The organism is Gemmatimonadota bacterium, assembly GCA_041390105.1.
Taxonomy (GTDB): domain Bacteria; phylum Gemmatimonadota; class Gemmatimonadetes; order Longimicrobiales; family Gaopeijiaceae; genus JAGQIF01.
The window spans coordinates 196,248-219,451 of the sequence record JAWKQO010000003.1; the positions used below are offsets into that span (position 1 = coordinate 196,248).

The window sequence follows — 23,204 nt, forward strand, 5'->3', positions numbered from 1 at the left end:
CGGGTTCGGGCCCCATCCCACCGTGGCGCTCGGACGTCCCTAGAACTCACCGCCCTCCATCCACGACACCAGCCGCCCCACGAAGCCGGCCCCGAACGGGGCGGGAAGTAGGCCCCCTCCCCGCGACCGCCGCAGTTGGTGATCCGATCCGATGAAGAGCCGGACCGCCTGCCGCGGGCGTCCCGAGGCCGCGAAGGCCGCCGCCAGGCGCTGCCCATCGACATGGGGGGAGATCACGGCGTCATCGAAGCCGTACACACCCAGGAGGTCGGGTCCATCGGGCCCCAGGGCTGGGTCGGCATCCAGGGGCACCGATACCAACGCCAGGAAATCCGGGTCGGCCTCCTCCAGACATCCGGGGTCGGAGCCCGCCGGTCCGAACGCCAGCGCTCCCACACGGACAACGCCCGGCCCCAACGCTCGGACAGCCTCGAGATCGGCGGGCAGGGGCGTCGCCCCATCGGCCAACACCACCGCGAGCACACCGTTGCGGGCCAGCGCCGCGGCCAGCCGCTGCATCAGCCGCCAATCGTCCTGCCCACGGGCGGCCAGCAGCACCCCGGTCTCCGCTTCCCCGCGCGCGGGCTCGTAGACCCGGGAGCCCGTCGGCATCTCCGGGGCATATGCGGATAGGGAGAGCGTGGTGCGCCATGCCGCCACGCCGGCGAGCGCCAGGCAGAAGTCGAGCAACACGATCCCCGGAACCAGCGCGCTCCAGCGGCGAGGCCCCCGCCACTCGATGACCAGACCCGTGGCGGCCAACAGGATGCCCAGCGCCAGGAAGCTCCATCCGAACGAGGCACTCCACTCCGGCGGAAGCGCAGGCACCTCCGGAATGAGGGCCCAGGCCCCCAGGAGAGCAGGCAGGAGGCCCAGGGCGCCCGCCCGGTTCCCCGGCTCCTTACGCGAATCGACGTGTCCCATGAAGACTGGATCCGCTACAGGGATCGTGCCGAAACGCAGAACGGCCGGCGGGTCACCCCGCCGGCCGCTCGCTTCTCCGCCGAAACCGAGCCCTAGTTACCGAAGGGGCTCGAGTTCCGCTGGGCCAGGATCCGGTTCAGATCGATGTCCATGGTCACCTCGGTGGTGAACAGGGCATCGTTGGCGTCGTACGGGGACGCCGGTGTGAAGGTGTCCATGGCGGCCGCCACCGGCTGAGTCAGGTAGGCGGGGATGGTCATGCGCGTGCCGGGATCGCCGTCCGCAATGTTCGGGTTGGCATCGATCTCGGTGAGCATCATCGGAAGCCGAAGCCCCAGGTCCGCCATGCGGCGGCCTTCCAGGAAGAGAATCTCCTGGCGCGCCAACCAGAGCGCGTGCCACAGGCTCTCGGTTTCCGAATCCGGAATGGCCTCGATCGAATCCGCGTCCAGCGACGTGCCCGACACGGTCGGCACCGGAATGCTCACGTCCGGCCGGTTCAGCACCAGCCCGGCACGGAACCCGGCACCGGGCTCCGCCGCGATCATGATCGTCGCGTCCCGGGGACGGATGGACAGATCGGCGTTGAGCCGCTGATCGTTGTCCACGAACGCGCTGGTGCCGCGTTGCTGCGCCGCGCGGATGGCATTGGCCAGATGCGTCTTGCCCGCTCCGAAGTCTCCCTGGGCGAAGCGCGCCTCAGCCATGATCAGGTGCATCTCCTCGGCCTTGGCCACGGCGATGCCCGCCTCACGGCTGGTGTACTTCGGATCCAGGAAGTCCAACCGCGGCAGCGGCTGCATCTCCTGGAGCGCCCTCAAGAACAGGAATGCGAACGGGTTGTTCTCGATCGACTGCGAATCGTACTCCTGTTGGAACAGGAACGCCGGATCCGCGGCCAGGACGTCCACCGCCATGTTGATGGCCTGGGTGGCATTCCCCTGCCAACGGTACGCCCGCGCCAGCGCGGCCTTGGCCTGTGTGGCCAAGGGTCCAGCCAACGCGGCCGTCAGGTCCGTGACGGCGCGGCTGAGCGCTTCGCTGGCCGGCTGCGGCGTACCGTCCTTCTCCACCGGGAAGAACGAGAAGTTCTCTCCGAGGTGCAGGTACGCCATGCCCCGGTAGTAGTGCGCCTCCGCGATCAGGTCCGGCGTGGCCGTGGCGTCTCCGGGCGCGATCTCGTCGATCACGAAATCGGCCAGAGCCCGCAGCTCCTGGTTGTGCCAGTAGATCGCGTGGGCGCTTCCGGTACCGGTCGCGTCCACGATGGTGGGATCCGTCTGGTAGGGGTCATCCAGCTGCTTGAGGATGCCCGTCCCGTGGATCGAATAGTTGTCCGAGGCGTTCTCGGTCGTAGTGACCGTGGCCCCCACGGCCCGCGCGAACTGCGCGCGCAGACCGGGCAGCAAGGCCTCGGTAGGCCGCTCGGCCTGGGCCAGGTCCTCGTCCGTCGTGGTGGGGTTGTCCACCTTGGTCGGGTCGAGGAAGTCGCAGGCCCCTGCACCGAGCGCCAGCGCCAGGAACAGCGCCGAGCCGGGAGCGGCCCTCTTCACGAAAGATCTCGCATTCATGATGTCTCGCCTCTCCCTTAGAAGACCACTTCGACGCCGAACTTGAACGCTCGCGGTGCGGAGATCGTGATCGAGCTCTCACCGCCGAGCTCCAAGCCGTTGTCGTTGACACCGCTCAGCTCCGGGTCGATCAGGCCGTTGCGCGACCAGATCCAAACGTTGCGCACGGAGCCGTACACCGTGGCCCGGCTGGCGCCGAGTTGCGACGCCATCGACTCAGGCAACGCGTAGCGAGCCGCGATCTCCCGCAGCTTGAACCAGTCTCCGTCGTACACGAACGCGGAGCGCGCGGCGCTCTGGCTGTACTCGCCCTGGTCCACACCCGCCAGGTTGTAGCGAAGCGGGAAGCCCTCGTCACACGGATCCTTGCCCGCGGGACAGCGCTCCAGGTTGGCGCGATAGATGTTGTTGAAGGTGGCCCACACGGAACCGTAGTCGAACACCTCGAAGCCGGCCGCCCAGTCCGCCAGCGCCGAAAGCGTCAGATTGCCCCCCAGGGTGAGTGAGGTGTTGAAGCTCCCGCTCTTGTCCGGGAAGGGCTGCCCGCCCGTGTACTGGCGCTCCGATCCGTCCGGCAGACCGTCGCCGTTGGTGTCGATCGGCGTGGTGACGAACCAGGCTCCCACGGGGAGCTCTTCCAGACCCGGTGTGTTCGGGTCGCAGTCGATCGGTGGTCCGCAGACGTGCTTCTGCGCCTCTACGAAGAAGGCGGCAGCGGAGCCCATGTCGGTCACCCGATTGTCCACCTGGTTGTAGGTGGCGCCGGCCGACCAGGCCACGCTCTGGGTGTTGAGCAGGGTCAGGTCCAGGGTCAGCTCGATCCCCGTGTTGGTGATCTCACCCACGTTGCGGGTCTGCGTCCCCAGGCCGGTGACTGGCTGCTCCGGCACGGCGAACAGCGCGTCCGTGGTCTTGGCGTCGTACCAGGTGAAGCTCAGGCCCACGCGGTTGTTGAAGAGCGCCGCGTCGATCCCCGCCTCCAGGGTCGACGTCTTTTCAGGCCGCAGGTCCGCGTTGCCGGGGTTGTCGAAGCGCGGCGCGCTCTCCCCCCGGAACGGCGTGGCCGTGAAGCTACGGTCCGCCAGGAAGGGCGGCGGGAACTTGCCCGTCTCGCCATAGGCAGCGCGCAGCTTCAACTCGGAGAAGAGGCTGCTCGCCAGATCCTGGAAGAAGTCCTCTTCCGAGATCACGTAGGAGATGGTTCCCTTCGGGTAGGTCTCCCAGGCCACCTGGTCACCGAAGCTGGACCCGGCGTCGACACGGAAGCCGGCTCCCAGATAGAGCTTGCCGTACAGCGACAGCTGCTCGTCGAAGTAGAACCCGCCGGTGAACAACTCGGAGTTCCCCTCGGACGCGATGATGTCCGCGGCGTTGCCGAAGTCGTTGCTGCCCGGGAGCGCGAACGTCGTTCCGGTCGCGAAGATGGTGCTCACGTCGTCCCGGAACCCCTGGGCACCCACCGTGAAGGAGGACGTGATGTCCCCGTCCAGGGGGTAGGCGAACGTGGCCGCGGCGTCCATGGACACCGACGTGAACTCGCGATCGAAGCGGTCCAGCTCGCCCGTGACCTCGCCAGGCGTGAACCCGATGGGCTCGGCAATCCGCTGTTGGTTGGAGCGGCTGTCCAATCCAACCGTGACGCGTGAGCTGATGTTGTCGTTCAGCGTGTAATAGCCGCCGGCGCTGAAGATGAAGCGGTTCACTTCCTCGGTGATGGTCGGGCGAAGGAAGATCTCCAGCGCTTCGTCCAGCGAAGCGGCGCCCGAGAAGAACAGCGCGTCGCCCACCTCGAAGGTGGTGAGCGGGTCGGCGATGGCCGTCCCGTTGAACAGGCGGTCGTAGTCACTGCGCGTGTAGGAGCCGGAGAACTCGACCCGGAACTTGTCCGAGACGGTGGCCTGCACGCCGCCGCGCAGGTTGTACAGGACGCTGTTGTTCTTGACCTGGATACCGTCCGCCTGCTCGATGCGGCCCGAGACGTTGTAGGTGGCGTCGTTGGAGCCGCCGTTCACACCCAGGTAGTAGCTCTGCGTGTGGCCGTTCTGGAAGAAGTTGTCCTTGAGCAGCGTCGGTGAGGCCCCCGCGGCCACCTCGTCCGGGAAGATGGCCCCGGTGTCGAACATATACTTGAGCTCGGGGGTGTCGACGCCCTGTTCGACCTTCATGGTGAAGCGCGGAGCGCCCGGCGTGCCCTTCTTGGTGAAGATCTGGATCACGCCGGTGGCGGCGTCCGACCCGTACAGGGTGCTGGCCGCGCCGCCCTTGGTGACCTCGACCCGCTCGATGTCGGAGACCATGAGGTCCGCCAAGGCCGAAGACTGCTCACCGCCCGTCCCGGCGGCGGTGCTCTGGCTGTTGTCCACCCGCACGCCGTCGATGTAGATGACGGGCGTCTGAGCACCGAACACCGAGGAGACCCCCCGGAAGTTGATCAGGGCGCCCGTACCGGGCTGCGCCGAGGTGGCGCTCACCGTCGCACCGGCCACGCGCCCCTGCAGGAGCTGCTGGACGTTGGTGACCGGAGCGGCCTCGATCGCCTGCGCGTTGATCACGTCCACCGTGGTCCCCAGCGCCCGGCGCTCGGTCGCCTGCCCCACTCCCGTGACGACCAGCTCGTCCAGGGCGATGGCGGTTTGCCCGAGCTGAAAGTCCAGAGCGACCGACTGGCCCGACCCCACGGTGACCTGCTGGGTGACGGTTCCGTAGCCGATCAGCTCCACCCGCACCGTCACGGTGCCGGGCGCGACGCCCAGGAGGATGTAGCGGCCGGAGGAATTGCTGAGTGTGCCGATGCCGGTCCCGGGGATCGAGACCTGCGCTTCGGAAAGCGGACGGCCGGATTGACCATCCGTGACCTGCCCGGCGATGGTGCCGGTGGCCTGAGCCAGGAGCGGGCCCACGGCGAACGCCATCGAAAGCGTCGCCAGTGCGGCCGCCCGGCTGAACGTCTGACGAAGTTGGATCATGATGAACTCCTCTAGAGCAGAGGCTGGAAACGGCGCGCCCGCAGAGGACCCCGGCCTCCGCGACACGCCAGCGAAAAAGAATAGCCCAATCATCCGAGCGTCACCATCGCACCAAGGTGTGTGGATCCGAAGTCCGGGGGGCGGAGGACCGGGCTATCTTGTACTACAGATACGAAAGAGCCGGGGCTTCCTGGCAGTTCCGGCTTCCGCGCCCGGGCGAGCCGGTCCATATTCGCCGAGTCGCCCGCTCCGGGGCTCGGCCCGCCCTACGGCTCCGCTCCGGCACCTGTTTCCGCGAGAGGTCTGATGTCACGCCCGCTCCAGTCCGCCCTCCCGACCGCCTTGGCTCTGCTCTCCCTGCTCGCCCCCGGAGCCGCAGCCCAGATCCCCTCGCCCGAGTCGGTGCTGGGGCACCGCGTCGGAGAGGACTTCTTCCTGGCCACCTTCGAGGAGTCGCTGGCGTACTTCCAGCGCCTGGACGCCGCCAGCGACCGCCTGGAGCTCCGGCAGGTGGGCGTCAGCTCGTTCGGCCGCCCGACCTACGTGGCCCTCATCTCGAGCGCGGCCAACCTGCAGGCGCTGGAGCGTCACCTGGAGACGGCCCGACGGCTGGCCCACCCGGAGGGGCTGAGCGACGAGGAGGCCCGCCGACTGTCCCGTGACGGCAAGACCGTGGTCTGGATCGACGGCGGCCTCCATGCCACCGAGGTCGCGCACGCGCAGCATACCATGCAGCTCGCCTACGATCTCGTGACCGGCGATGACGATCCCGAGATCGCCAACATCCTCGAGAACGTCATCCTGATCCTCTGGCCCTCCATCAATCCGGACGGGCAGACGATGGTGGCGGAGTGGTATCGCTCCAACCTGGGCACCTCGTACGAGGTGGCTCCCACGCCGTTCCTCTACCAGAAGTACATCGGGCACGACAACAACCGGGACGGCTACATGATCAACCAGATCGAGTCCCGCACCGTCACCCGGGTGGCCCGTGAGTTCGAGCCGCAGGTGTTGTACAACCACCATCAGAGCTCGCCCTTCCCCACCCGCATCTGGATCCCGCCCTTCGCGGAACCGGTCAGCCCCTATGTGCACCCCCTGATGTGGCGCACCGTGAACCTGATCGGCATGTCGATGGCGACCGCGTTGGAGGAGCGCGGACAGAAGGGCGCCACCCACATGGGCACCGGGTTCGACAACTGGTACCCGGGATTCATGGACCACGCCAACAACTTCCACAACGTGGTCTCGCTGCTCACCGAGACGGCCCTCTACCGCTACGCCACTCCGCACTTCTACACGATCGACGACTTCCCGGCCCGCACCCGGGACCTCCGGCCTCAGTCGCTCTACTCCAGCCCCTGGGAGGGTGGCTGGTGGCACCTGCGGGACGCGGTCGACTACATGCTGACGGCCTCGATCTCGGTGCTGGACGTGGCCGCCAAGTACCGGTCCGACATCCTCTACAACCGGTACCAGGCGGGGCGGGATGTGCGGGCCCAGTACGCAGCCACCCCGCCCTACGCGTATTTCATCCCCCAGGACCAGGACGACCCGGTGGCCGCCGTGGAGCTGCTGCGTCGGCTGGCGTTCAACGGCATCGAGATCTCGCGGCTGTCGCGGGCAGCGACGGTGGACGGTGTCTCGCACGCGGCCGGGACCTGGGTGATCGCCATGGACCAGGAGTTCGGCAACTTCGTCCGCCAGCTCTTCGACGTGCAGGAGTATCCGGATCTGCGGGAGTATCCGGACGGCCCCCCCGACCAGCCCTACGACGTGTCGGGGTGGACGCTGCCCTATCAGATGGGAGTCCATGTGGTCGAGGCCGCTACGCCTCTCACCCCGGAGGTCCGCTCCGCCCTGGAGCCCGTCTCCGGTGAGGCCACGCCGTGGGACGCGGAGGTGGCGGACGCCGCCCCCTTCGATTCACCGACCGGAGTGGGGTTCGACTCCAACCCGGTCGCCGCGGGCATCCTGCCGCCCGACGGCCGCATCACGGGTGGCGGCAACGCAGTGGCGATCGACGCTCGCCAGAACAACGCGTTTCGCCTGCTCAACCGGGCCTGGGCCAGCGGTGCCCAGGTGCGCTTCCAGGGCGGCACGGCGGGGGAGGAGGGCGCCCCCGGGCGGAGTGGTCGCTTCCTGGTGAGCGGGTTCTCCGGCGTGGAGGCGGCCGCCCGCGACCTGCACGTGCAGGCGACCCGGGCCGGCTCGGCGGGACCGGTGGTGCAGAAGCCCCGCATCGGGCTGTATCGACCCTGGGACGCCAGCATGGACGAGGGCTGGACGCGCTGGGTGCTGGAGCGCTTCGACTTCGACTTCCAGAGCGTCTACAACGCCGACATCCTGGCCGGTGAGCTGCGCGACCGCTACGACGTCTTGCTCTTCGCCGACATGTCGGGAGACGACATCATGGAGGGCTTCGCGACCGGATCGGTGCCCGGCCGCTACGCGGGTGGTCTGGGAAGCGAAGGCGTGCGGGCCATCGACGCCTTCGTGCGGGCTGGTGGCACGCTGGTGACGCTCAACAACAGCGCCCTCTGGGCCATCGAACAGCTCCATCTTCCGGTGAAGAACGTGATTGCCGACGTAGCCCGCAACGAGTTCTTCATGAGCGGCTCCATCGTGGAGATGACGGTCGATCCCGCGCACCCGCTCATGTCAGGGATGTCCAATCCGGCAGCGGTGGTGGTGGGCAGGAGTCCCGTGTTCACGACCGAGGAGGGCTTCGAGGGCTCGGTGTTCGCCAAGTACCCCGAGGAGGGCTCACCCCTGCTGTCTGGCTACCTCCTCGGTGAGGAGCACCTGCAGGGGTTCGCGGCTGGAGTGGACGTGCGGCACGGCAGCGGACACGTGGTGCTGCTGGGGATGAAGCCGCAGTGGCGGGGCCAGCCCTTCGGCAACTTCCGCATCCTCTTCAACGCGGCCCTCTACACGCAGGCGGTGGCTGGCGAGACGCCGGACACCTCGGGATTCTGGACCGCGCCCGAGATCATGGAGGACACGGCCACCGCAGAGAACGGGCGGAGTCGCCGGTAGCGCCCGCCCGGCGACGCCAGGGCCACGGTCCGGGGGACGACGGATGGGCCGGCCGTCACGCGGCGCCGGGCCCGCGCGTTGTTCTGGCGTGGAGCACGTCCAACCCGAGTCCGCGCGATGCGATTCATCCAGCTGCTGACCGCCGCTCTCCTGTTCTCCAGCGTACATGGATGCGGCAACGACGGGGTCCAACCCGACCGGTCGCGTATTCGTATCGAGGTCCAGGTCGGCGGAGGATTTGCCGGCGTGGCCTATTCCTTCCGCTTCGAAGGCCAGACGGGCGAGATCCGAGGGCTCACCTGCGAGCGGTTCTGTCCCTTCGAAGCGGGTGAGGTGCTCGCCACGCTCAGCGGTGACGACCTCGACCAACTGATTCAGGACATCGTGGACAGCGGACTCCCCACGATGGGGACGCGCAACTTCGGATATGGCTGCTGCGATCAGTTCACCTTCCGGGTCCGCTATCAGGACGGCGTCCGTGACGCCGACGTCGAGGGGGACGACTTCACGCTTCCGCCGGCGCTGAACGCGCTGGTGAGTCGCCTCGTGGGCCTGGCGCACCCCAATCGGCAATAGGGCCGAACGCGTCGGATCCGGACAACGGGCTCCGTTGCGGTGCACGCCTCAGTCGCCCGGGACCAGCGGCGTCCACAGCGAGCGGGCCGTCCCCACGGCTTCCACCTCCCAGGCCAGCGCTGCGATCCGCTCGCGGACCATCCGCACATCGAGCGGCGTGACGGCATCCGGCGCATAGACCCAGCGCTGCTGCGGGGCATACAGGAGGATCGAACCGTGTGCGTCGGGCAGGTCGATCGGCTCCAGTCGCACGCGGCCGCCTTCGATCTCCAGCCACCGTCCCTCGTCTACCACGGTGATGCCGCGCACGCGCTCGCCGGCATTCTCCAGCATGCGCTCGAGGAAGGGCCGGGCCGCCGCCGACGTGTAGACCGGCGTGCCCTCGCGAACCAGAGCGACCACACCGCCGTTCCCGGTTCGGGCCGCCGCCACCAAGGCTGCCTGTACCGAAGGGACTCCGTGCCCGGACAGCGCTTCCCGCGCGCGCGTCAGATTGAGGGGTGCCTGGCCTGCCTCGAGGAGCAGGGAGCCGCCTCCGACCTGAAGCGTGCCGGCAGGAAAGCCGAACGCGTGGATCCGGACGAGACCGGGCGTGGCCACGCTCACGGAGTCGATGGCGCGGTCGTGCATGGGACGGCGGGCCTCCAGGTAGGCCTGCCTGAGCGCGGTTGAAATCTCGAAGGAGTCGGCCGCGAACTCTGGGTTGAAGACCGCACGCTCGACCGTCATGCGCTTGTACGGGCGGCCGCTCCGCCGGATGTCCCACTGCGTGGGGATGCTCAGCGCGCCGAACGTCTGCCAACCCGCGTACCAGATCTCGACCTCCATGTCGCCCCAGGGGACCAGGCCGAAGTCGTTGGGATGCCCCTTCTGGAATCGCAGGAAGGCGGGAAGGCCGGTGCCCCCATGGAAACCGACGGCGACGGGCAGGCCCTGCAGCACCGTGGCGCCCACCACGTCGTAGCGCTCTCCCGCGACCGTGGTATCGCTCCCCATGCGCAGATCCGCCGCCGCGAGGAGCGCCAGGATCAGGCGGTCGGGCGTGTAGAGGAAGAGCTCGTCCCGCTCGTCCACGTACGCGACACTCTGGGGCTGGAAACCCGTTCCGAAATCGGTGATGGCGATACTGTCCCTGACGACGTTGACGATGTTGCGAGCGCCGAACTCCCGCGTGTTGCGCCAGGCGTCGAGCCCGTAGTCGCGCACATCGGTGTGTGGCTCCGCTGAGGGCCGATCGGCCGCCGGGGTCCCTCGAAACTCGGTGCGCTGCCACCACGTCATCATGTCGAGGCGAACCCGCTCCACCGCGCGCAGCTCGGCGGCTCCTCCCATGCGCGCGGCGGCCCGCTCCACGAGGGCACGTGCGTCCGCAGCCGCCACCTGCCCGTCGATCGGGTCCGGAACCAGCACCAAGCCCAACAGCAGGCCCCCAACCAGCGCACCGCCCACCCATCCCCTCGACCCGGTCATTCCGCCTCCCTTGGCACACGGTTCGTCTACCGGCGTAGCTTCGAAGCTGTGGGACGGCCGCCGACGCGTGGTATCGACCAAACGGACGAGGGGGGGACGAGTGGCGGAGACACGGGAAGGACGGATGCCTCCCTACCGGGTCGTGCTGGACCGGCTCGATCGAGGCGACCGTCCGGGAGCGCTCGCCGCCCTCGAGGCTCCCGGGACGGACGACCCCACAGCGGGGGAGTCCGGCCCTCCTACCCGCATCCTGCAACTGCTCCGCGCGCTGCTGACGCAGGCCCCCATACGCATCTCAGCCGCGAACGCGGAGCAGGAGCCTCCGCCGGGCCAGCACGAGGAGAGCCGGCTGCTCGTGACCCTCGAACGGGCTGGCAGCGCCACGCTCGCTCTGCGTGAAGGACGCGTAGAGGACTTGGTGACGGACGCAGCCGCTGCGGCGGACGCGAGCGTACCCTCACGTCCCTGGCTCACGCTCTATATCGGCAGCCTGCTCCAGGGCGCGTTCCGCTTCACCGGGGATCCCATGCTCCGGGACCGGGCGCTCGAGCAGCTTTCGCAGGTAGCGGACCGGATCGAGCACCCCCACCTGGCCATCAGCGCGCGCGCTCTGATGGGTACGGTCCATCTCATGGGCGGGAGCTACCACGCTGCCCTCGACGCCTGTGCCTCCGCCATTGCCCTGGCGGATGCGAGTGGTCTCGCCAGCGGCCCCGCGGTCGCGCTCGCCCATCAGTTTCGTGGCTATGTGCTCTTCGAGTGGAATCGCCTGCAGGAGGCGGAGGACGCGCTCGCTCGTGCCTGGGAGTTGGCGGGGCCCAACGGGCGCGGCGTGCGCAGCGGCGTCGCGCGCGTCCGCGCAGCCGTCGCTACCGCCCGCGCCGACGGGGCCGCGGCCGAGCGGTGGCTCGACGAGTTGGAGCGCATCGTAGCCGAGCCCATGACGCTACGGAACCGCGAGTGGCTGGCGGCCGTCCGCGTGCGCGCCCGCCTGGGCTCCGGCGATCTGGGCGCTTTGGCGGACTGGCTCAGAACCTACGACTACCGACCCGAAGAGCTGGCCCGCAGCGAGAGCCGCGCGCTGGCGGCCCGGCTTCACGAGCTCGAGCACCTGCTGGCCGTATTGGAGGGACTGGGCGACTGGGAGGCGCTCCTCGCCACGGCGCCCCATCTGCTGCGGGCCAGCGGATCGCTTCGCCACTGGTACGCAGTGCGTGCCTTGAGCGCGGAGGCAGTGGCCTTGCACGCGCTCGGCCGCTACGGGGAGGCCGAGACTCGCTGGAGCGAGGCGCTCACGCGCGGTGCCCGCGGATCGTTCGTGCGGGTCTACCTGGAAGGGGATCCACGGCGCCTGGATCTGTTGCACGACGCCGCCCACGGCACCGGGGCCGCCGTCGCCCAGGCCCGTCGTGTGCACGCTGCGACCGACCCCGCTCCCGACCCGTCCGCACTGCCGCCGCTCAGCGAACGACAACGCCTGGTGCTGTCGAGCCTGGCACGAGGTTGCTCCAACAAGGCCATCGCTCGGGAGCTCGGTCTGTCTCTGAGCACGGTAAAGACCCACCTCCGTGCGCTCTTCGTGAAACTGGACGCCTCCTCACGCACGCAGGCGCTGGCCCATGCCCGCCGTCGCGGCTTGCTCTGACCGAAGCGGCCACCGAAACCTGCCCCCGTCGTCCCCCCGTATCTCAGAGAGGACCCCACCACCGGAGCCGGACCATGGAAGCGTTTCTCGACCGCCTGCACGCGCAGGCCCGTGCCAATCCGTTCTTCCAGCGCCTCGCGGTGGTCAGCCGCATCCTGCTCGCGGTCGGGTTCATTCCGCCCTCGATCACGAAGATCTTGGGTCACCGCTTCACCAGCCTGGGATTGGACACACCGGTCGGCTACTTCTTCGACGCGCTGCACCGGACCGGGGCCTGGTGGCAGTTCATCGGGTGGAGCCAGTTCACGGCCGGTGTCCTGCTGCTGATCCCGGCCACGGCCACCGTGGGGGCGGTTCTCTTCTTTCCCATCATCCTCAACATCTTCGTGATCACTGTGGCGGTGGGCTTCACGGGCACACCGTTCGTGACCGGACCCATGCTGTTGGCGGCGTTCTTCCTGCTCTGCTGGGACTACGACCGCCTCAAGCCCATGGTGTGGCCCACGTCACGTCGCGACACACCGCCGCTGGTGCTCACGCGCGTCGAGATCGCTGGCTATCTGGTGGGAGGGGCGGCCGCGCTGGTGGTTCTGACGGCCATCCGAGGCCTGGTACCACGCGGTGTGGTACTCCCCGCCCTGGTCACGGGCGCGCTGGCGGCACTGCTCGTGCTGGCGGGATGGATCCAAGCGGCGATGCGGCACACACCCGACCCCGGGAGCGTCCGGTAAGCGACCTGTTGCGCGCAGGGCCCCGCACCTGTGCAGAGCTCGCCTAGTAGCCCGGCCAGTGCTCCCGTTTTCCGATGACCGCGATCACCGCTTCCGTCAGCTCGTCCCCACGATCACTGTTGGTCAGAACCACAAGGCCGTAGCCGAGGGTGGGATGCGCCAACATCCCTCCGCGGAAGCCGTCGTTGGCACCGGCGTGCCAGAGGTACGTCTGACCGTGGATGGATCGCAGGCCAACGCCCAGTCCATAGCGTTCTCTGACTTCGGCGATCAGCATCTCCGCGCTCTCGCGCGAAAGCACTCTGTTCGACTGCCCACGCAGAGAAAGCTGGAGCTCGATGAGAAAGCGCGCGTAGTCGGACGCCGTCGTCCACAGCGCCGCCGCCGCGCTTTCCGGGTAGATATGGTGGCCACCGGGCACGGCGCTGCCGTTCGCGTAGTAGCCCGATGCGGTCCTGTCCCGCCACGCCTCTGCCAGCGGTTGCTCATAGGTGCTCTCGGACATGCCGATGGGAGTGAGCACGCGTTCGCGTACGAACTCGGCGAAAGGCACGCCAGTGACGTCTCGCACCACCAGGTCGGCGATTTCGTACCCGCCTCCCGAGTAGCTGAACCGGGTTCCCGGCACCGACTCCACCACCACCGGAGGAGAGTTCGCGGGTGGCTCACCGTTCAGGATCTGAACGAGGGAGGGGACCGCCTCACCGTAGCGGTACCCGCGGAATCCATGCACGGTGGTGCCGGCCGTGTGACTGAGGAGCCGCCGCAGCGTGACTTTTTCAGCGGCCTGCAGGCCGTTGTCAGGAACCTGCCAGGACGTGAGGTAGTCGTTCACGTCCTGGTCCAGCGACAGCGCGCCTTCCTGGGCCAGGCGTACGATGCCCACTGCCGATACGGCCTTGGTCAGCGATGCCGCCTGAAAGAGCGTGTGCTCGGTGACGGGATCCCGGGTGGCGCCGCTCTTGACTCCGTGGGTCTCCGCGTAGTCCAGGCCGAAGTCCCGGATGACTGCGACGCTCACACCATTGATGCCGTAGAACTGCATCCAGGCCGCGATATCATCGCGATGCTCCGGGCCGGCCGGATCGCGGCACCCCTCCAGGCAAGCACCGCCTACGACGGCTACGAAGGCAACGACCGAACGAAGCGCTCCCACCCCGCACATACGACCCACCCCCGCTGTCCCGCACCGATCAGGTCCAGGGGATGACACACCTTCAGTCCTACCCCGCCTTCGACAGCCGGTTCGCGCATCAAGCTCTCCCGCAGGGAGTGCGCCCCGCCGCACCTAGCCTGGATAGACCCTGATCCAGCGAGGCAGCGTGGAACCGGCCCACCCCCCGAGCAACGCACCGCCGGCGGTCAATACCGCTCCCCACGGTCCCAGCCCTCGTGAGCAAAGGCCCGGCTCCGCCCCGAAGCCCCAAAGCCACACGCCTCATCATCCAGCCCCTCGTACGCTCAATGCCGCGGCGGCTGCGCGCTCCACCACCAGAACGGAGCGAGCGGCCTCTCCACGGGCCAGACCTGGTCCAGGGTGTCGCCGTCGTAGAGCTCGCCGTTCTTCATCACATAGTGGACGGAGTTGGTGTTGCGGATGTCGTCCAGCGGGTTCCGGCGCAGCACCACCAGGTCCGCGAGCTTGCCCACCTCGAGGCTGCCGAGGTCCTCCGCGAACCCGATGATCTTGGCCCCGTCGATAGTCGCGGCCTGCAACACCTCTCGCGGAGTCATGCCCCCCATCGCCAGTGCCCACATCTCCCAGTGATAGCCGAGACCCTGCAGCTGGCCGTGCCCCCCCACCCCTACCAAACCGCCTGCGCGTTGGATCTCGGCGGCGGCGGCAGCGGCCTCGTCGAAGCTGAACTCGTCCTCCCGCACCCAGCGCCCGCGTCGGCGCGACATGTCGTCCAGCACGTTGTGGGGATAGAAGCGATTGAGCTTGGGGTCGTCGTGCACCTCGGTGGTGGTGTAGAAGTACTCCTCGGCGATGGGGCCGCCGTATTGCACGAGCAGCGTAGGCGTGTAGGCGATCCCTGTGCGTACGAACAGCTCCCGCACGTCCTTGAAGAGCGGCACGACCGGAAGGGTGTGCTCGTTCCCGTGGAATCCGTCGATGGCGTGCGTGAGATCGAGCTTGAGATCCCGCCCCCCTTCCGTGGTGGGCATGAGCTGCAACTCTTTGGAGGCCTGCACCACCCACTGTCGCTGCTTGCGGTTGCCCACCATGTACGACTTGATGTTGGGCGTGCGATAGTGGTGCTTGTAGCGCTTCAGATAGCTGAGCGTGGCCTCATAGCTCTGGAAGTCGTTGGAGCTGAACACCCCGGGACCAGTCATGAATGCCCGCTCCCCCACCGCCTGCCCCGTCTCCACCAGGTCCTGATACGCGAAGTAGTCGTTGGTCGAGGTCTGCACATCCAGGCCCGCCGTCACGCCATAGGCCAGGTTGGCCACCAAGGACCAGTTCTGGGGCTCCAGCACGTCGTGGGTGCGGAACTCCCAGTGCGCATGCGTATCGACAAACCCCGGTACGATGAAGCGCCCCGACACGTCCACCTCGCGCGCGCCGCTCGGGATGGGCACGGAACCCCGGGCGCCCAGCCCGACGATGCGGTTGTCGGTCACGATCAGATCCGCATTGGGGATCACCTGATCCCCGTTCATCGTGATCACCGTGGCACCGCGTAGCGCGATCGTCCCCGACGGGGTGGCGCGCGGGAACTCCATCACGATTTCGACGGCCTCGACCGCCGGATCGTCGTCGAGGGCGGGCTTGGCCGCGCTCGAGTCCGCACTCGCGGTGTCCGGGCGCGCGCCGGCACGCGCTCCTCCCTCCTCGGGCGTGAAGTCGAGACTGGCGAAGGGCCGCCGATAGTACGTGGAGCCAATCGCCCAGGTGATGGTCTCCCCTCCGTCGGCCCAGGCGAAGTAGTCGGCCCCGATGTCGGTGATTCGCTTGGTCGGCATCGAGGGGCTGCGGATCGCGACGCTGGCCGGATCCGATTGCACGGGAGGCACGGCCATCACGTGCAGCTGGTTCCCGACCGCGGCCAACGCCCACTTCCCGTCGGGCCGCATGACCACGGCCTCGGCCGCGGGCGGCTGGGGCGCTCGCGGACTGGGCGGCCCGGTCACCTTCAGATGGGTGCGGCGGTCGCTGCCATCGTAGCGCAGTGAGATCAGCCCGTCGTTGGAGTAGACGAAGATCCGGTCTGGGTCGTTCCCGAAGTGCGGGACGCCGAGGCCTCGGGCCGGCGAGACCAGGTGCACGTCCCCACCGTTGACGTCCAGCCATACGAGGTCGAGCGGAACACGCAGTCCTCCGAACTCGGAGAACGTCTGGTGACGCATGTACGCGTTGGCCCGCAGGCCCACCAAACGGGTTCCGTCGGGCGAGAAGGCGAGATCCGTGTAGAAGGCCTCGTGCTCTGTGAGGCGCTGCGGCTGCCCCTGACCGTCCGAACGCATCTTCCAGATGTGCCCGCCCTGCATGTCCCAGGTCACATACGCGATCCAACGGCCATCGGGCGACCACACCGGCTTGAATTCCCAGGCGTCCGTGCGAGTCAAACGGCGGGGCTCTCCGTCCGGCAGGTCCATCACGTACACCTTGGTCAGTACCGAGAACGCCAATCGCCGACCGTCCGGTGACTGCCGTGGATCTTGCACCAGACGAGCGCGCACCGGCCCCTGGGGCACCCGGTACGGGAAGTTCAACTCCGGACCGACTTCGAGGGACACATGGGCGTTGAAGGGGATGACGCGCACGCTGCCATCGGCGACCGAAACGCGCTTGATACGACCCTGCTCCGTGAAGAGAACGGCGCTCCCGTCGGGAGTGAAGGCGTAGCCGGGGAGCACGTCGCGGCTGGGCGCTCCGCCCGTCTCCTGTTCGTCACGTTGGATCGGGTAGACCAGCCAACGGTCCGCGCCGCTCTCCAGATCGCGAATTCGCAAGCCGGTCTGCGTCTCGTGCCGCGTGCCGTACACGAGCTGCGTGCCGTCCGGCGACAGAAGCGGACGGATGGCGCTGCCTTCGCTCTGGGTCAGGACGTCCACGTCACCGCTGCGCAAGTCGCGACGCGCCACCTGCCAAAGGGGGAAGCGCCCGCCCTGCCCTCCAGCCGCGCGCGCCGCATACACGTAGCGCCCGTCCGCCGAGAGCACCGCCCCCAACTCCGCGGGACGTCCGCCGCCCCCGCCGGCACCCCCACCCCCGGGCGCGCTGCCCCCGCCCAGCGTGAGGCCACTGCCGCCGTTCACGTGCACCATGTGCAACTCGGTGCTGCGAGCCCGCTCCGTGTAGACGATGTACTGAGAGTCCGCGGTCCAGGCCGGGGACATGACCGCGTTCTGGCTTTCCCGGGTGAGCTTGCGTGCACCCGTGCCGTCGATCTTCGCCACCCACAGGTTGTCCGCCCCGTCCCGGTCCGAGATGAAGGCGATCCACTGGCCGTCCGGCGACACCCGGGGTTGGCTGTCGTAGCCCTGGCCTTCCGCAAGGCGCACGGCGTCCCCGCCCTCCATGGGCAGGCGGTACAGATCTCCCAGCAGCTCGAAGACGATGCTCTGCCCGTCGGGCGTCACATCCAGCGAGATCCAGGTCCCCTCGTCCGTGTCGAACTCCACGGTACGCTCCGGTACCAACGGCAGATCGCGCTTGGGCTTGGTGCTGTCGGTCGGCTGCTGCGCGTGGAGCCCCGCGGTCGTCGAGGCGAACAACAGGCAGACACCGATGGCCGACGGGATTCGGAAAGGCCGCATGGACGGAACTCGCTGACGCTCGGGGTAGTGCCCGCCGGGGCGCGGGCGATGGGGAACCACCCACGGTCGGGCGCCTTCCCGGCCTCCGCAAGCGCCGAGCGTACCTCTCCCGCGTAGCGGACGGGAACCAGGGTAGCGGCGGTGCCTGCTACCGCTCCTCGTTGGAGGAACCCACCACCCGCGGTGACGCGCTGGGCCGGAAGACCAGGTCGTCCAGGGACACGATGAGGTCGCGGAGGTAGCCCGGATTGCGTTCGGTCTCCAACAGCCCCACCGCCACGTACTTCTTTCCGTCCCGCTCCACCAAGGCGGCATCGGCGTGCCAGCGGCTCCAGGTCCCGGACTTCCGGTAGATGCGCGACCCCGGCCGGGCATCCAACCCGGCCACGAACTTATGGTGGATCGCCGGCTCGCCCATGATGTCCTTCATTTCCGCGGACGCCCAGGGACTGATCAGCAGACCCTGATCCATCATCACCATGAAGCGCGCCACCTGCCGGGCCGTCGCCCCGTGTGACAGCTGCGCAATCGGATCGCGACGCCACAGGCCCATCCCGCCGTAGCCCCTTCCGACCCATATGCCGCCGTTGCGCGCCTGGGAGTAGAGCTGATAGCGCGGCTCCTGCAGCACGTTTGCGATGGTCTGGAACCCGACGCGACGGATCAACTCACTCGACTTCTGGTTCGACGAGTTGCGGATCATCAACTCGAGATCCCTACGCAGCTCCGGCGTGTACTCCAGCTCGCCTTTTTCGACCTGATCGAAAACACCGAGCAGGATGCCGATTTTCGGCAGGCTCGCCGCGTAGCGCATGTGGTCTTCGTCGTATCCGGCGTAGCGGACGTGCTCCGGATCACTCAGGTCGATGAGCGCCACCGACAATGCCCCTTGCCGCACCAGATCGCGGAAGGGTGCCCGGGCCAGTACCCGCTCCAGGCCGCGTTGCAGACTCGCGTCCGGATCGGGAAACGAGAAGCTCTCCAGGGTGCCCCCACCACTCGCCCGCACGGGGACGCTGCTTGCGCCCGAATCCCCGACACGCTGCGCCAGGGCCGGAGTCGACGGAAGCCAAAGGGCGAGCACGAAGAATAGAAGGACCCGCGTCTTCAAGGACGGACCTCCGCTGACGATTCGGTGGAGCCGGACGCCGGCACATGCAGACCCCGGATGAACCGTTCGATCTGTGTGCCCAGCTCGGCATGCTCACTGGCTGAATTGACCTTGAGCACGTTGCTCATCATCGAGATGAGGTAGACATGCTGTACTGTGTCCGGTCGCGCCGGCGCCTCCACGATGGCCACGGCATGCATCAGGTTCTCGGCGTTGCCGCGGTACTGGCCGCAGGAGTACCCCTCTTCGGGACGGCATCGATAGAGGGATCCGGATTTGAAGTAGACCGCGGCCTGATCGAGCTCGGGAGAGAAGGCGTAGCGATAGCGCCGCCGCGTGAAGTAGAGCAGCCGCTTCATCTCCTCGCTGCTCCAGCGGTCCACCACCTTGCCCTGCTCCAACTTGAGCAGCCAGCGCACCAACTCCTGTGGAGTGGCGTAGCTGGAGCGCCCCGGAATGATCCGCTCGGCACCCCGGGTGAAGAACGTGCGCAAGCGGAGCTGTTCGGTATCGAGGCCCATCTCCCGCAGGGGCGCCTCCAGCACCTCGATGGCCCGATCGGTGAGCTCGGCCTTGGGGGTGTTGGCGAAGAAGGCGTCTTCCTCTTCCTTGGACACCGGGTAGCGCGACCCGAAATGGTTCATGAGGAGGACGTGCTTCCACACCATCGACCCCGCTGCGTTGGAGCTGGGTGAGACCATGTGGTCCAGCCACTCCCACAGCGTGAATTCGTCGCCGATGCGGATGGAGCGATGGGTGACGCGCGTCATGTCCTCGTTGACCACCGGGACCTCGTGGGAGTTCGGCATGACCCAGGCGTCAGCGACGATCCGGGTGGTGCGCAGCAACTCCTCGCGGGCGGCCAAGTCGGTGGGAAAACGCTTCCTCAGCTCGTTGAACAGCCCTGTCATCACCAGCAGCTTGCCCACGCTCCCGGGGATGTAGCCCTCGTTGGGTTTGACCGCAGCGTAGCGCGGATGCTGGGGATCGGTGATGTCCAGCACCGCGACGCGGTAGGAGGAGTGTCGCCGCCCGACGATCCGCTCGATCCCCTCTTGCAGCGCGGCATCGCGCGGCGTATCCGCCCCTACGTCGAACGAGGGATTCGTATCGGCCAGCCGCAAGCGGATGGCGCTGCTGGGGAGCTGAGCTCCGGGCTTGAGACGAATGTTGCCCGGCAAGGCCCCGTCGTTGATCTGACGATAGACGCGCAGCCGACGGATGCCGGTGCGCTCGTACCCGTCCAGCGGATAGGAGTCGGCCCTACCGGGCAGAGCCACGACCGCCGCGGCGGCCAGGCACAGCCCGCCCAGAGCGGAAAGACCCCGCCCCCGCGAGACCCGCCAGCGGCGCTGCGACTTCAACGCGACAGCTCCCGCATGAGGCCGTCTCGCTCGAGCACGGGGAGTCGTTGCACGGGGGCGGAGAGATCGACAGGGCGCGAGCCGTTCTCCAGCGCTTGGCGATCCAGGAGGGAGAGGGTGCCCATCAACTCGGAGCTCCGGAAGCGAACGAACGGCCGAATCTGGAACAGCCAGAGCTTGCCGCCTTCAAATCCGAACTCCATGTCCCAGACCTCATCGTGTTGTTCGGGGGGCAGGCGCCGCTCCCACTCGCGCACCACGCTCCGCAGCTGCTCCAGGTCGCTTTCTCCGAGCAGCGTGTCGGGCAAGGCAGCGACTCGCCATTCCGTGCCGCCGGCCCCGCGATCGACGAGCGCCCGGCGCCGAGGCGCTTTGGCTTGGGTTAGCAGAAGCCCGCCGGTGGCGTTCCGTGGAAGAACCACCGTTTCGGCCTCCTCCCCGTCCACCGCGCCCCCGACGCCCTCGGCGGTGACGACCGTGAGGGAGTCCGGCCCGTACTGAAGCCCAGACGTGATCAATACCCCGGACCGGTCCGAATGGATGCTCTCCAGGAGGAGCACCGACGGATAGACCGAGCCCTGCTCCTCCAGGATCTGCTTGCGCCAGAGGTAGGCCCGCTCGGAGAAAGGCGATGTCCAGACACGCTTTACGGAACTCAGGATGTCGTCCACGCTCCGCCGGTGGGCCACCGTCAGGTTGAGGCCGGCGCCCGAGAACTGGGGCAGATCCTCGACGTTGGTGTCACTGCGCACGAAGACGCCGCCGGTGGGCTCGCCACCGAAGGTGGTCCGCACGGCCGCTGCGATCGCTTCCTGCACGTCCGGCTGCCAGGGGAGCGCCTCGATGGCCCGGCGGACCCAGGCGAGTCGCTCGAACATGTACCCGTCCACCTCGGCCTCGGAGGCGCCGCCCGCCGTCATGGTCGCGGCCGTGGTGTACGCCTCCCGGAGCGCCTGCAGAACCGTGGTCTCGCTCCCCTCGAAGGGCCGGTCCACGTGGCGGGCGAACATCCCGAAGGGGAGCGCCACGCCACGCGACACGTGGTCTGGGAACGCATAGGCCAACTCGCCCAGGTTGGCCGCTTTCGGGCCCACCAGCACACCCGAGATCGACGCCCGCAGACTGTCCAGGGGCACGGGCTGCCACCGGTCGAGGTGCAGCCGCGAGGTATCGAGCCGCAGCCTGGGCGGCGGCTCCACGCGGGTCGCGTCGATCAGCGCCCGCTCGGGGCCCTGCACCTGGTCCGGGCGCTCCAGAAAGACCCGACCCAGCGGCGAGACGGCGAACAGGACGTCCTGACCGGAGACGCGGCGCAGCTGATCGAGATAGGCCGAGCTGACCACCGCGTTGGGGATGCCCAGGTTCCTGGCCAGAAGCTGGACGTGCGAAAGCAGATTGCCCTCATCCAAGGTCAACACCCCGGCGACTGGCCGCAGCTCGGGCGTGGTGGCCGGGATGACGTAGATCCGGTCGCTCTGGGCGGACTCGAGATCGTGCAGGTCCGCCACTTCCAGCGGACGTAGCGCCAACCCCGGATTCAAGCCTCGTGCGCCGCTGGTCACGTTCCTCCCCAGCAGGCGGTGGGGAGCCTCCAGCACCAGGTCGGCATCGGTGACCAGGGCGTCGATGTGGAGCGAGAGCTGGAGCAGCGCCGATCCCCGGACCAACGCATCCAGGAACCCGGCGGCTTTGGGTTCGACCGCTTGGTAGCGTTCCTGCACGGGCCCGAAGGTGGCGCGGGCCGTCCCCCACCCCCAGTCGAGCGCGCGAGCCAGATACGCCAGCGCGCTGCGGTACTCCAGCGCGGTCAGAGCCGGGGCCGCACGCAGCTCGGCCACGGCGGTGCGCAGCGCCTCGCCTTCACGACCCGACAGGAATCCCGCTCCCTGGGCCACATCCGCCAGCGCCATCAGCCGCCGCAGCCCCTGGTCGCGGGTGGGGGCGTCGCCCGCGGCCGTGGCCTGGGCCAACGTGAACGCTCTCTCCTGGACCGTCAGGGCGAGGTCGAGCAACACGAGGTTCCCGCGACCGTCCCGGCTCGTGGTCACGTGATCCCGGATGGCTCGCAGCAGGGCGCCGGCAGCGGCCAGGGCGGAATCGGGCTCGGAAGCACCGACGCCGGGCGCGAGCTGGTCGAAGGGCTGACGGAACGCGCGCGGCACCCGCCGCGCAAAGGACGTCACCCGCTGGCCGCCGACCGCCGGGTCGTACTGCGCCTCCAAAAGCTCCTGGAGCTCGCCCAAGCGGGAGCGCGCCTCGGCGTTGAGGCCACTGCGGGCGCTGAACTCCCGGACTGCGATCAGGTCGGTCTCGGAGGGGAAGGAGTGGATCTTGATGCGCACTTCGAAGAAGCGGTTGTCCAGGACCGCGATCTCCGTGGCGAGATTCCGGATGCGCTGGGTGCTCCGGTCTCCGGACGATCCGGGGTGGGCGATGGTCGCCACGGACTGGATCGCGAGGAGGTAGTGGCTTCGGGTCCAGCCCGGATCGGCCAGCAAACGCTCCAGGATCTCCTTCCCTTTGGCCTCTTCGTCCTCGATCTGACGAGCGCCGCGGTAGTACTGGGCTCGCTCCAGCACCCACCCGTTGTCCACCTCGAACAAGAACTGCTGGAGCGGCAACTCACGGAGCCAGGAGTTGCCGCGCTCGGCGTCCAGCAGTTGCTCGAACGTGATCGCCTGCAACAGGGTCCCGGGGTGGAAGCCCAGACGCCCCAGCGCCACCGCCTCCGGCTTGAACTCGGCATGCTGGACGCCACCGCCTCGCTCCACGCACGGATTGACGGCGGTACCGGTGACAGGAGCGGCCGTGGTCCCGTCCGCGCAAAACCAGCGGATCCGGAGGTAGGGCCCACGGGGGTCGACGCGGAACGCCGCCAGGCGCTCGCGGACCTGCGCGACCTCTTGCGATGTGAGGGGCGGGGGGAATGCCTGCGCGGCCAGGCCGAACGGCCAAGCCACCAGCAGGAGGAATGCGAATCGCATCGTGACGGGTACCCGAAGGTGCACCGGAAGCGTCCCCATTGGACGGACCGCGAATC

At 68.2% G+C, this 23,204-nt stretch carries 13 protein-coding genes; 4 read left to right on the plus strand and 9 right to left on the minus strand.

Annotated elements, in window-relative coordinates:
- Positions 1-39: 39 nt before the first annotated feature.
- From R3E10_13980 to R3E10_13990, 3 genes are all read right to left on the minus strand, one after another.
- Positions 40-924: a hypothetical protein gene (locus R3E10_13980; GenBank protein ID MEZ4416854.1), complete on the minus strand. Its 885-nt coding sequence runs from the start codon at positions 922-924 to the stop codon at positions 40-42.
- A gap of 92 nt (positions 925-1,016) precedes the next feature.
- Complete coding sequence (locus R3E10_13985; GenBank protein MEZ4416855.1) at positions 1,017-2,495, minus strand: hypothetical protein; 1,479 nt, start codon at positions 2,493-2,495, stop codon at positions 1,017-1,019.
- Between the two features lie 17 nt (positions 2,496-2,512).
- Entirely contained in the window at positions 2,513-5,461 is a 2,949-nt protein-coding gene (locus R3E10_13990; GenBank protein ID MEZ4416856.1) for a TonB-dependent receptor, read from the minus strand.
- Between the two features lie 306 nt (positions 5,462-5,767).
- Between R3E10_13990 and R3E10_13995 the strand changes: the two genes are divergently transcribed.
- Both R3E10_13995 and R3E10_14000 read left to right on the plus strand, forming a co-directional pair.
- Positions 5,768-8,500 carry a M14 family metallopeptidase gene (locus R3E10_13995; protein MEZ4416857.1) on the plus strand — a complete coding sequence of 911 codons (2,733 nt, stop codon included), beginning with the start codon at positions 5,768-5,770 and terminating at the stop codon, positions 8,498-8,500.
- 117 nt (positions 8,501-8,617) lie between these two features.
- Entirely contained in the window at positions 8,618-9,076 is a 459-nt protein-coding gene (locus tag R3E10_14000; GenBank protein ID MEZ4416858.1) for a hypothetical protein, read from the plus strand.
- A gap of 48 nt (positions 9,077-9,124) precedes the next feature.
- On the opposite strand, the gene R3E10_14005 is transcribed toward R3E10_14000, so the two are convergent.
- On the minus strand, positions 9,125-10,546 hold the full coding sequence (locus tag R3E10_14005) for a hypothetical protein (GenBank protein MEZ4416859.1): 1,422 nt from the start codon (positions 10,544-10,546) through the stop codon (positions 9,125-9,127).
- 124 nt (positions 10,547-10,670) lie between these two features.
- Between R3E10_14005 and R3E10_14010 the strand changes: the two genes are divergently transcribed.
- Together R3E10_14010 and R3E10_14015 are read left to right on the plus strand one after the other, a co-directional pair.
- Complete coding sequence (locus R3E10_14010) at positions 10,671-12,191, plus strand: LuxR C-terminal-related transcriptional regulator (GenBank protein ID MEZ4416860.1); 1,521 nt, start codon at positions 10,671-10,673, stop codon at positions 12,189-12,191.
- A gap of 74 nt (positions 12,192-12,265) precedes the next feature.
- On the plus strand, positions 12,266-12,922 hold the full coding sequence (locus R3E10_14015; GenBank protein ID MEZ4416861.1) for a DoxX family protein: 657 nt from the start codon (positions 12,266-12,268) through the stop codon (positions 12,920-12,922).
- Between the two features lie 43 nt (positions 12,923-12,965).
- Here the strand turns inward: R3E10_14015 and R3E10_14020 are convergent, their stop codons facing one another.
- The 5 genes from R3E10_14020 to R3E10_14040 all read right to left on the minus strand — a co-directional run bounded on the left by R3E10_14020 (position 12,966) and on the right by R3E10_14040 (position 23,148).
- Entirely contained in the window at positions 12,966-14,087 is a 1,122-nt protein-coding gene (locus R3E10_14020; GenBank protein MEZ4416862.1) for a serine hydrolase domain-containing protein, read from the minus strand.
- A gap of 296 nt (positions 14,088-14,383) precedes the next feature.
- A complete protein-coding gene (locus R3E10_14025) occupies positions 14,384-17,689 on the minus strand; it encodes an amidohydrolase family protein (protein ID MEZ4416863.1) in 3,306 nt (1,101 codons plus the stop codon).
- A 148-nt stretch (positions 17,690-17,837) separates the two neighbouring features.
- On the minus strand, positions 17,838-18,800 hold the full coding sequence (locus R3E10_14030) for a serine hydrolase (GenBank protein MEZ4416864.1): 963 nt from the start codon (positions 18,798-18,800) through the stop codon (positions 17,838-17,840).
- Positions 18,797-20,164 carry a serine hydrolase gene (locus tag R3E10_14035; protein ID MEZ4416865.1) on the minus strand — a complete coding sequence of 456 codons (1,368 nt, stop codon included), beginning with the start codon at positions 20,162-20,164 and terminating at the stop codon, positions 18,797-18,799. Before R3E10_14035 ends, R3E10_14030 begins: the two co-directional genes overlap by 4 nt.
- Positions 20,161-23,148 (minus strand): PEP/pyruvate-binding domain-containing protein, encoded by a 2,988-nt coding sequence (locus tag R3E10_14040; protein MEZ4416866.1) that lies wholly within the window; start codon positions 23,146-23,148, stop codon positions 20,161-20,163. Before R3E10_14040 ends, R3E10_14035 begins: the two co-directional genes overlap by 4 nt.
- Positions 23,149-23,204: the final 56 nt, after the last annotated feature.

What these genes read in the sequence shown, in the direction of transcription:
- R3E10_13980 (MEZ4416854.1), bottom strand. Translation starts at nt 924, where the DNA reads ATGGGACACGTCGATTCGCGTAAGGAGCCGGGGAACCGGGCGGGCGCC.
- R3E10_13985 (MEZ4416855.1), bottom strand. Translation starts at nt 2,495, where the DNA reads ATGAATGCGAGATCTTTCGTGAAGAGGGCCGCTCCCGGCTCGGCGCTG.
- R3E10_13990 (MEZ4416856.1), bottom strand. Translation starts at nt 5,461, where the DNA reads ATGATCCAACTTCGTCAGACGTTCAGCCGGGCGGCCGCACTGGCGACG.
- R3E10_13995 (MEZ4416857.1), top strand. Translation starts at nt 5,768, where the DNA reads ATGTCACGCCCGCTCCAGTCCGCCCTCCCGACCGCCTTGGCTCTGCTC.
- R3E10_14000 (MEZ4416858.1), top strand. Translation starts at nt 8,618, where the DNA reads ATGCGATTCATCCAGCTGCTGACCGCCGCTCTCCTGTTCTCCAGCGTA.
- R3E10_14005 (MEZ4416859.1), bottom strand. Translation starts at nt 10,546, where the DNA reads ATGACCGGGTCGAGGGGATGGGTGGGCGGTGCGCTGGTTGGGGGCCTG.
- R3E10_14010 (MEZ4416860.1), top strand. Translation starts at nt 10,671, where the DNA reads ATGCCTCCCTACCGGGTCGTGCTGGACCGGCTCGATCGAGGCGACCGT.
- R3E10_14015 (MEZ4416861.1), top strand. Translation starts at nt 12,266, where the DNA reads ATGGAAGCGTTTCTCGACCGCCTGCACGCGCAGGCCCGTGCCAATCCG.
- R3E10_14020 (MEZ4416862.1), bottom strand. Translation starts at nt 14,087, where the DNA reads ATGTGCGGGGTGGGAGCGCTTCGTTCGGTCGTTGCCTTCGTAGCCGTC.
- R3E10_14025 (MEZ4416863.1), bottom strand. Translation starts at nt 17,689, where the DNA reads ATGCGGCCTTTCCGAATCCCGTCGGCCATCGGTGTCTGCCTGTTGTTC.
- R3E10_14040 (MEZ4416866.1), bottom strand. Translation starts at nt 23,148, where the DNA reads ATGCGATTCGCATTCCTCCTGCTGGTGGCTTGGCCGTTCGGCCTGGCC.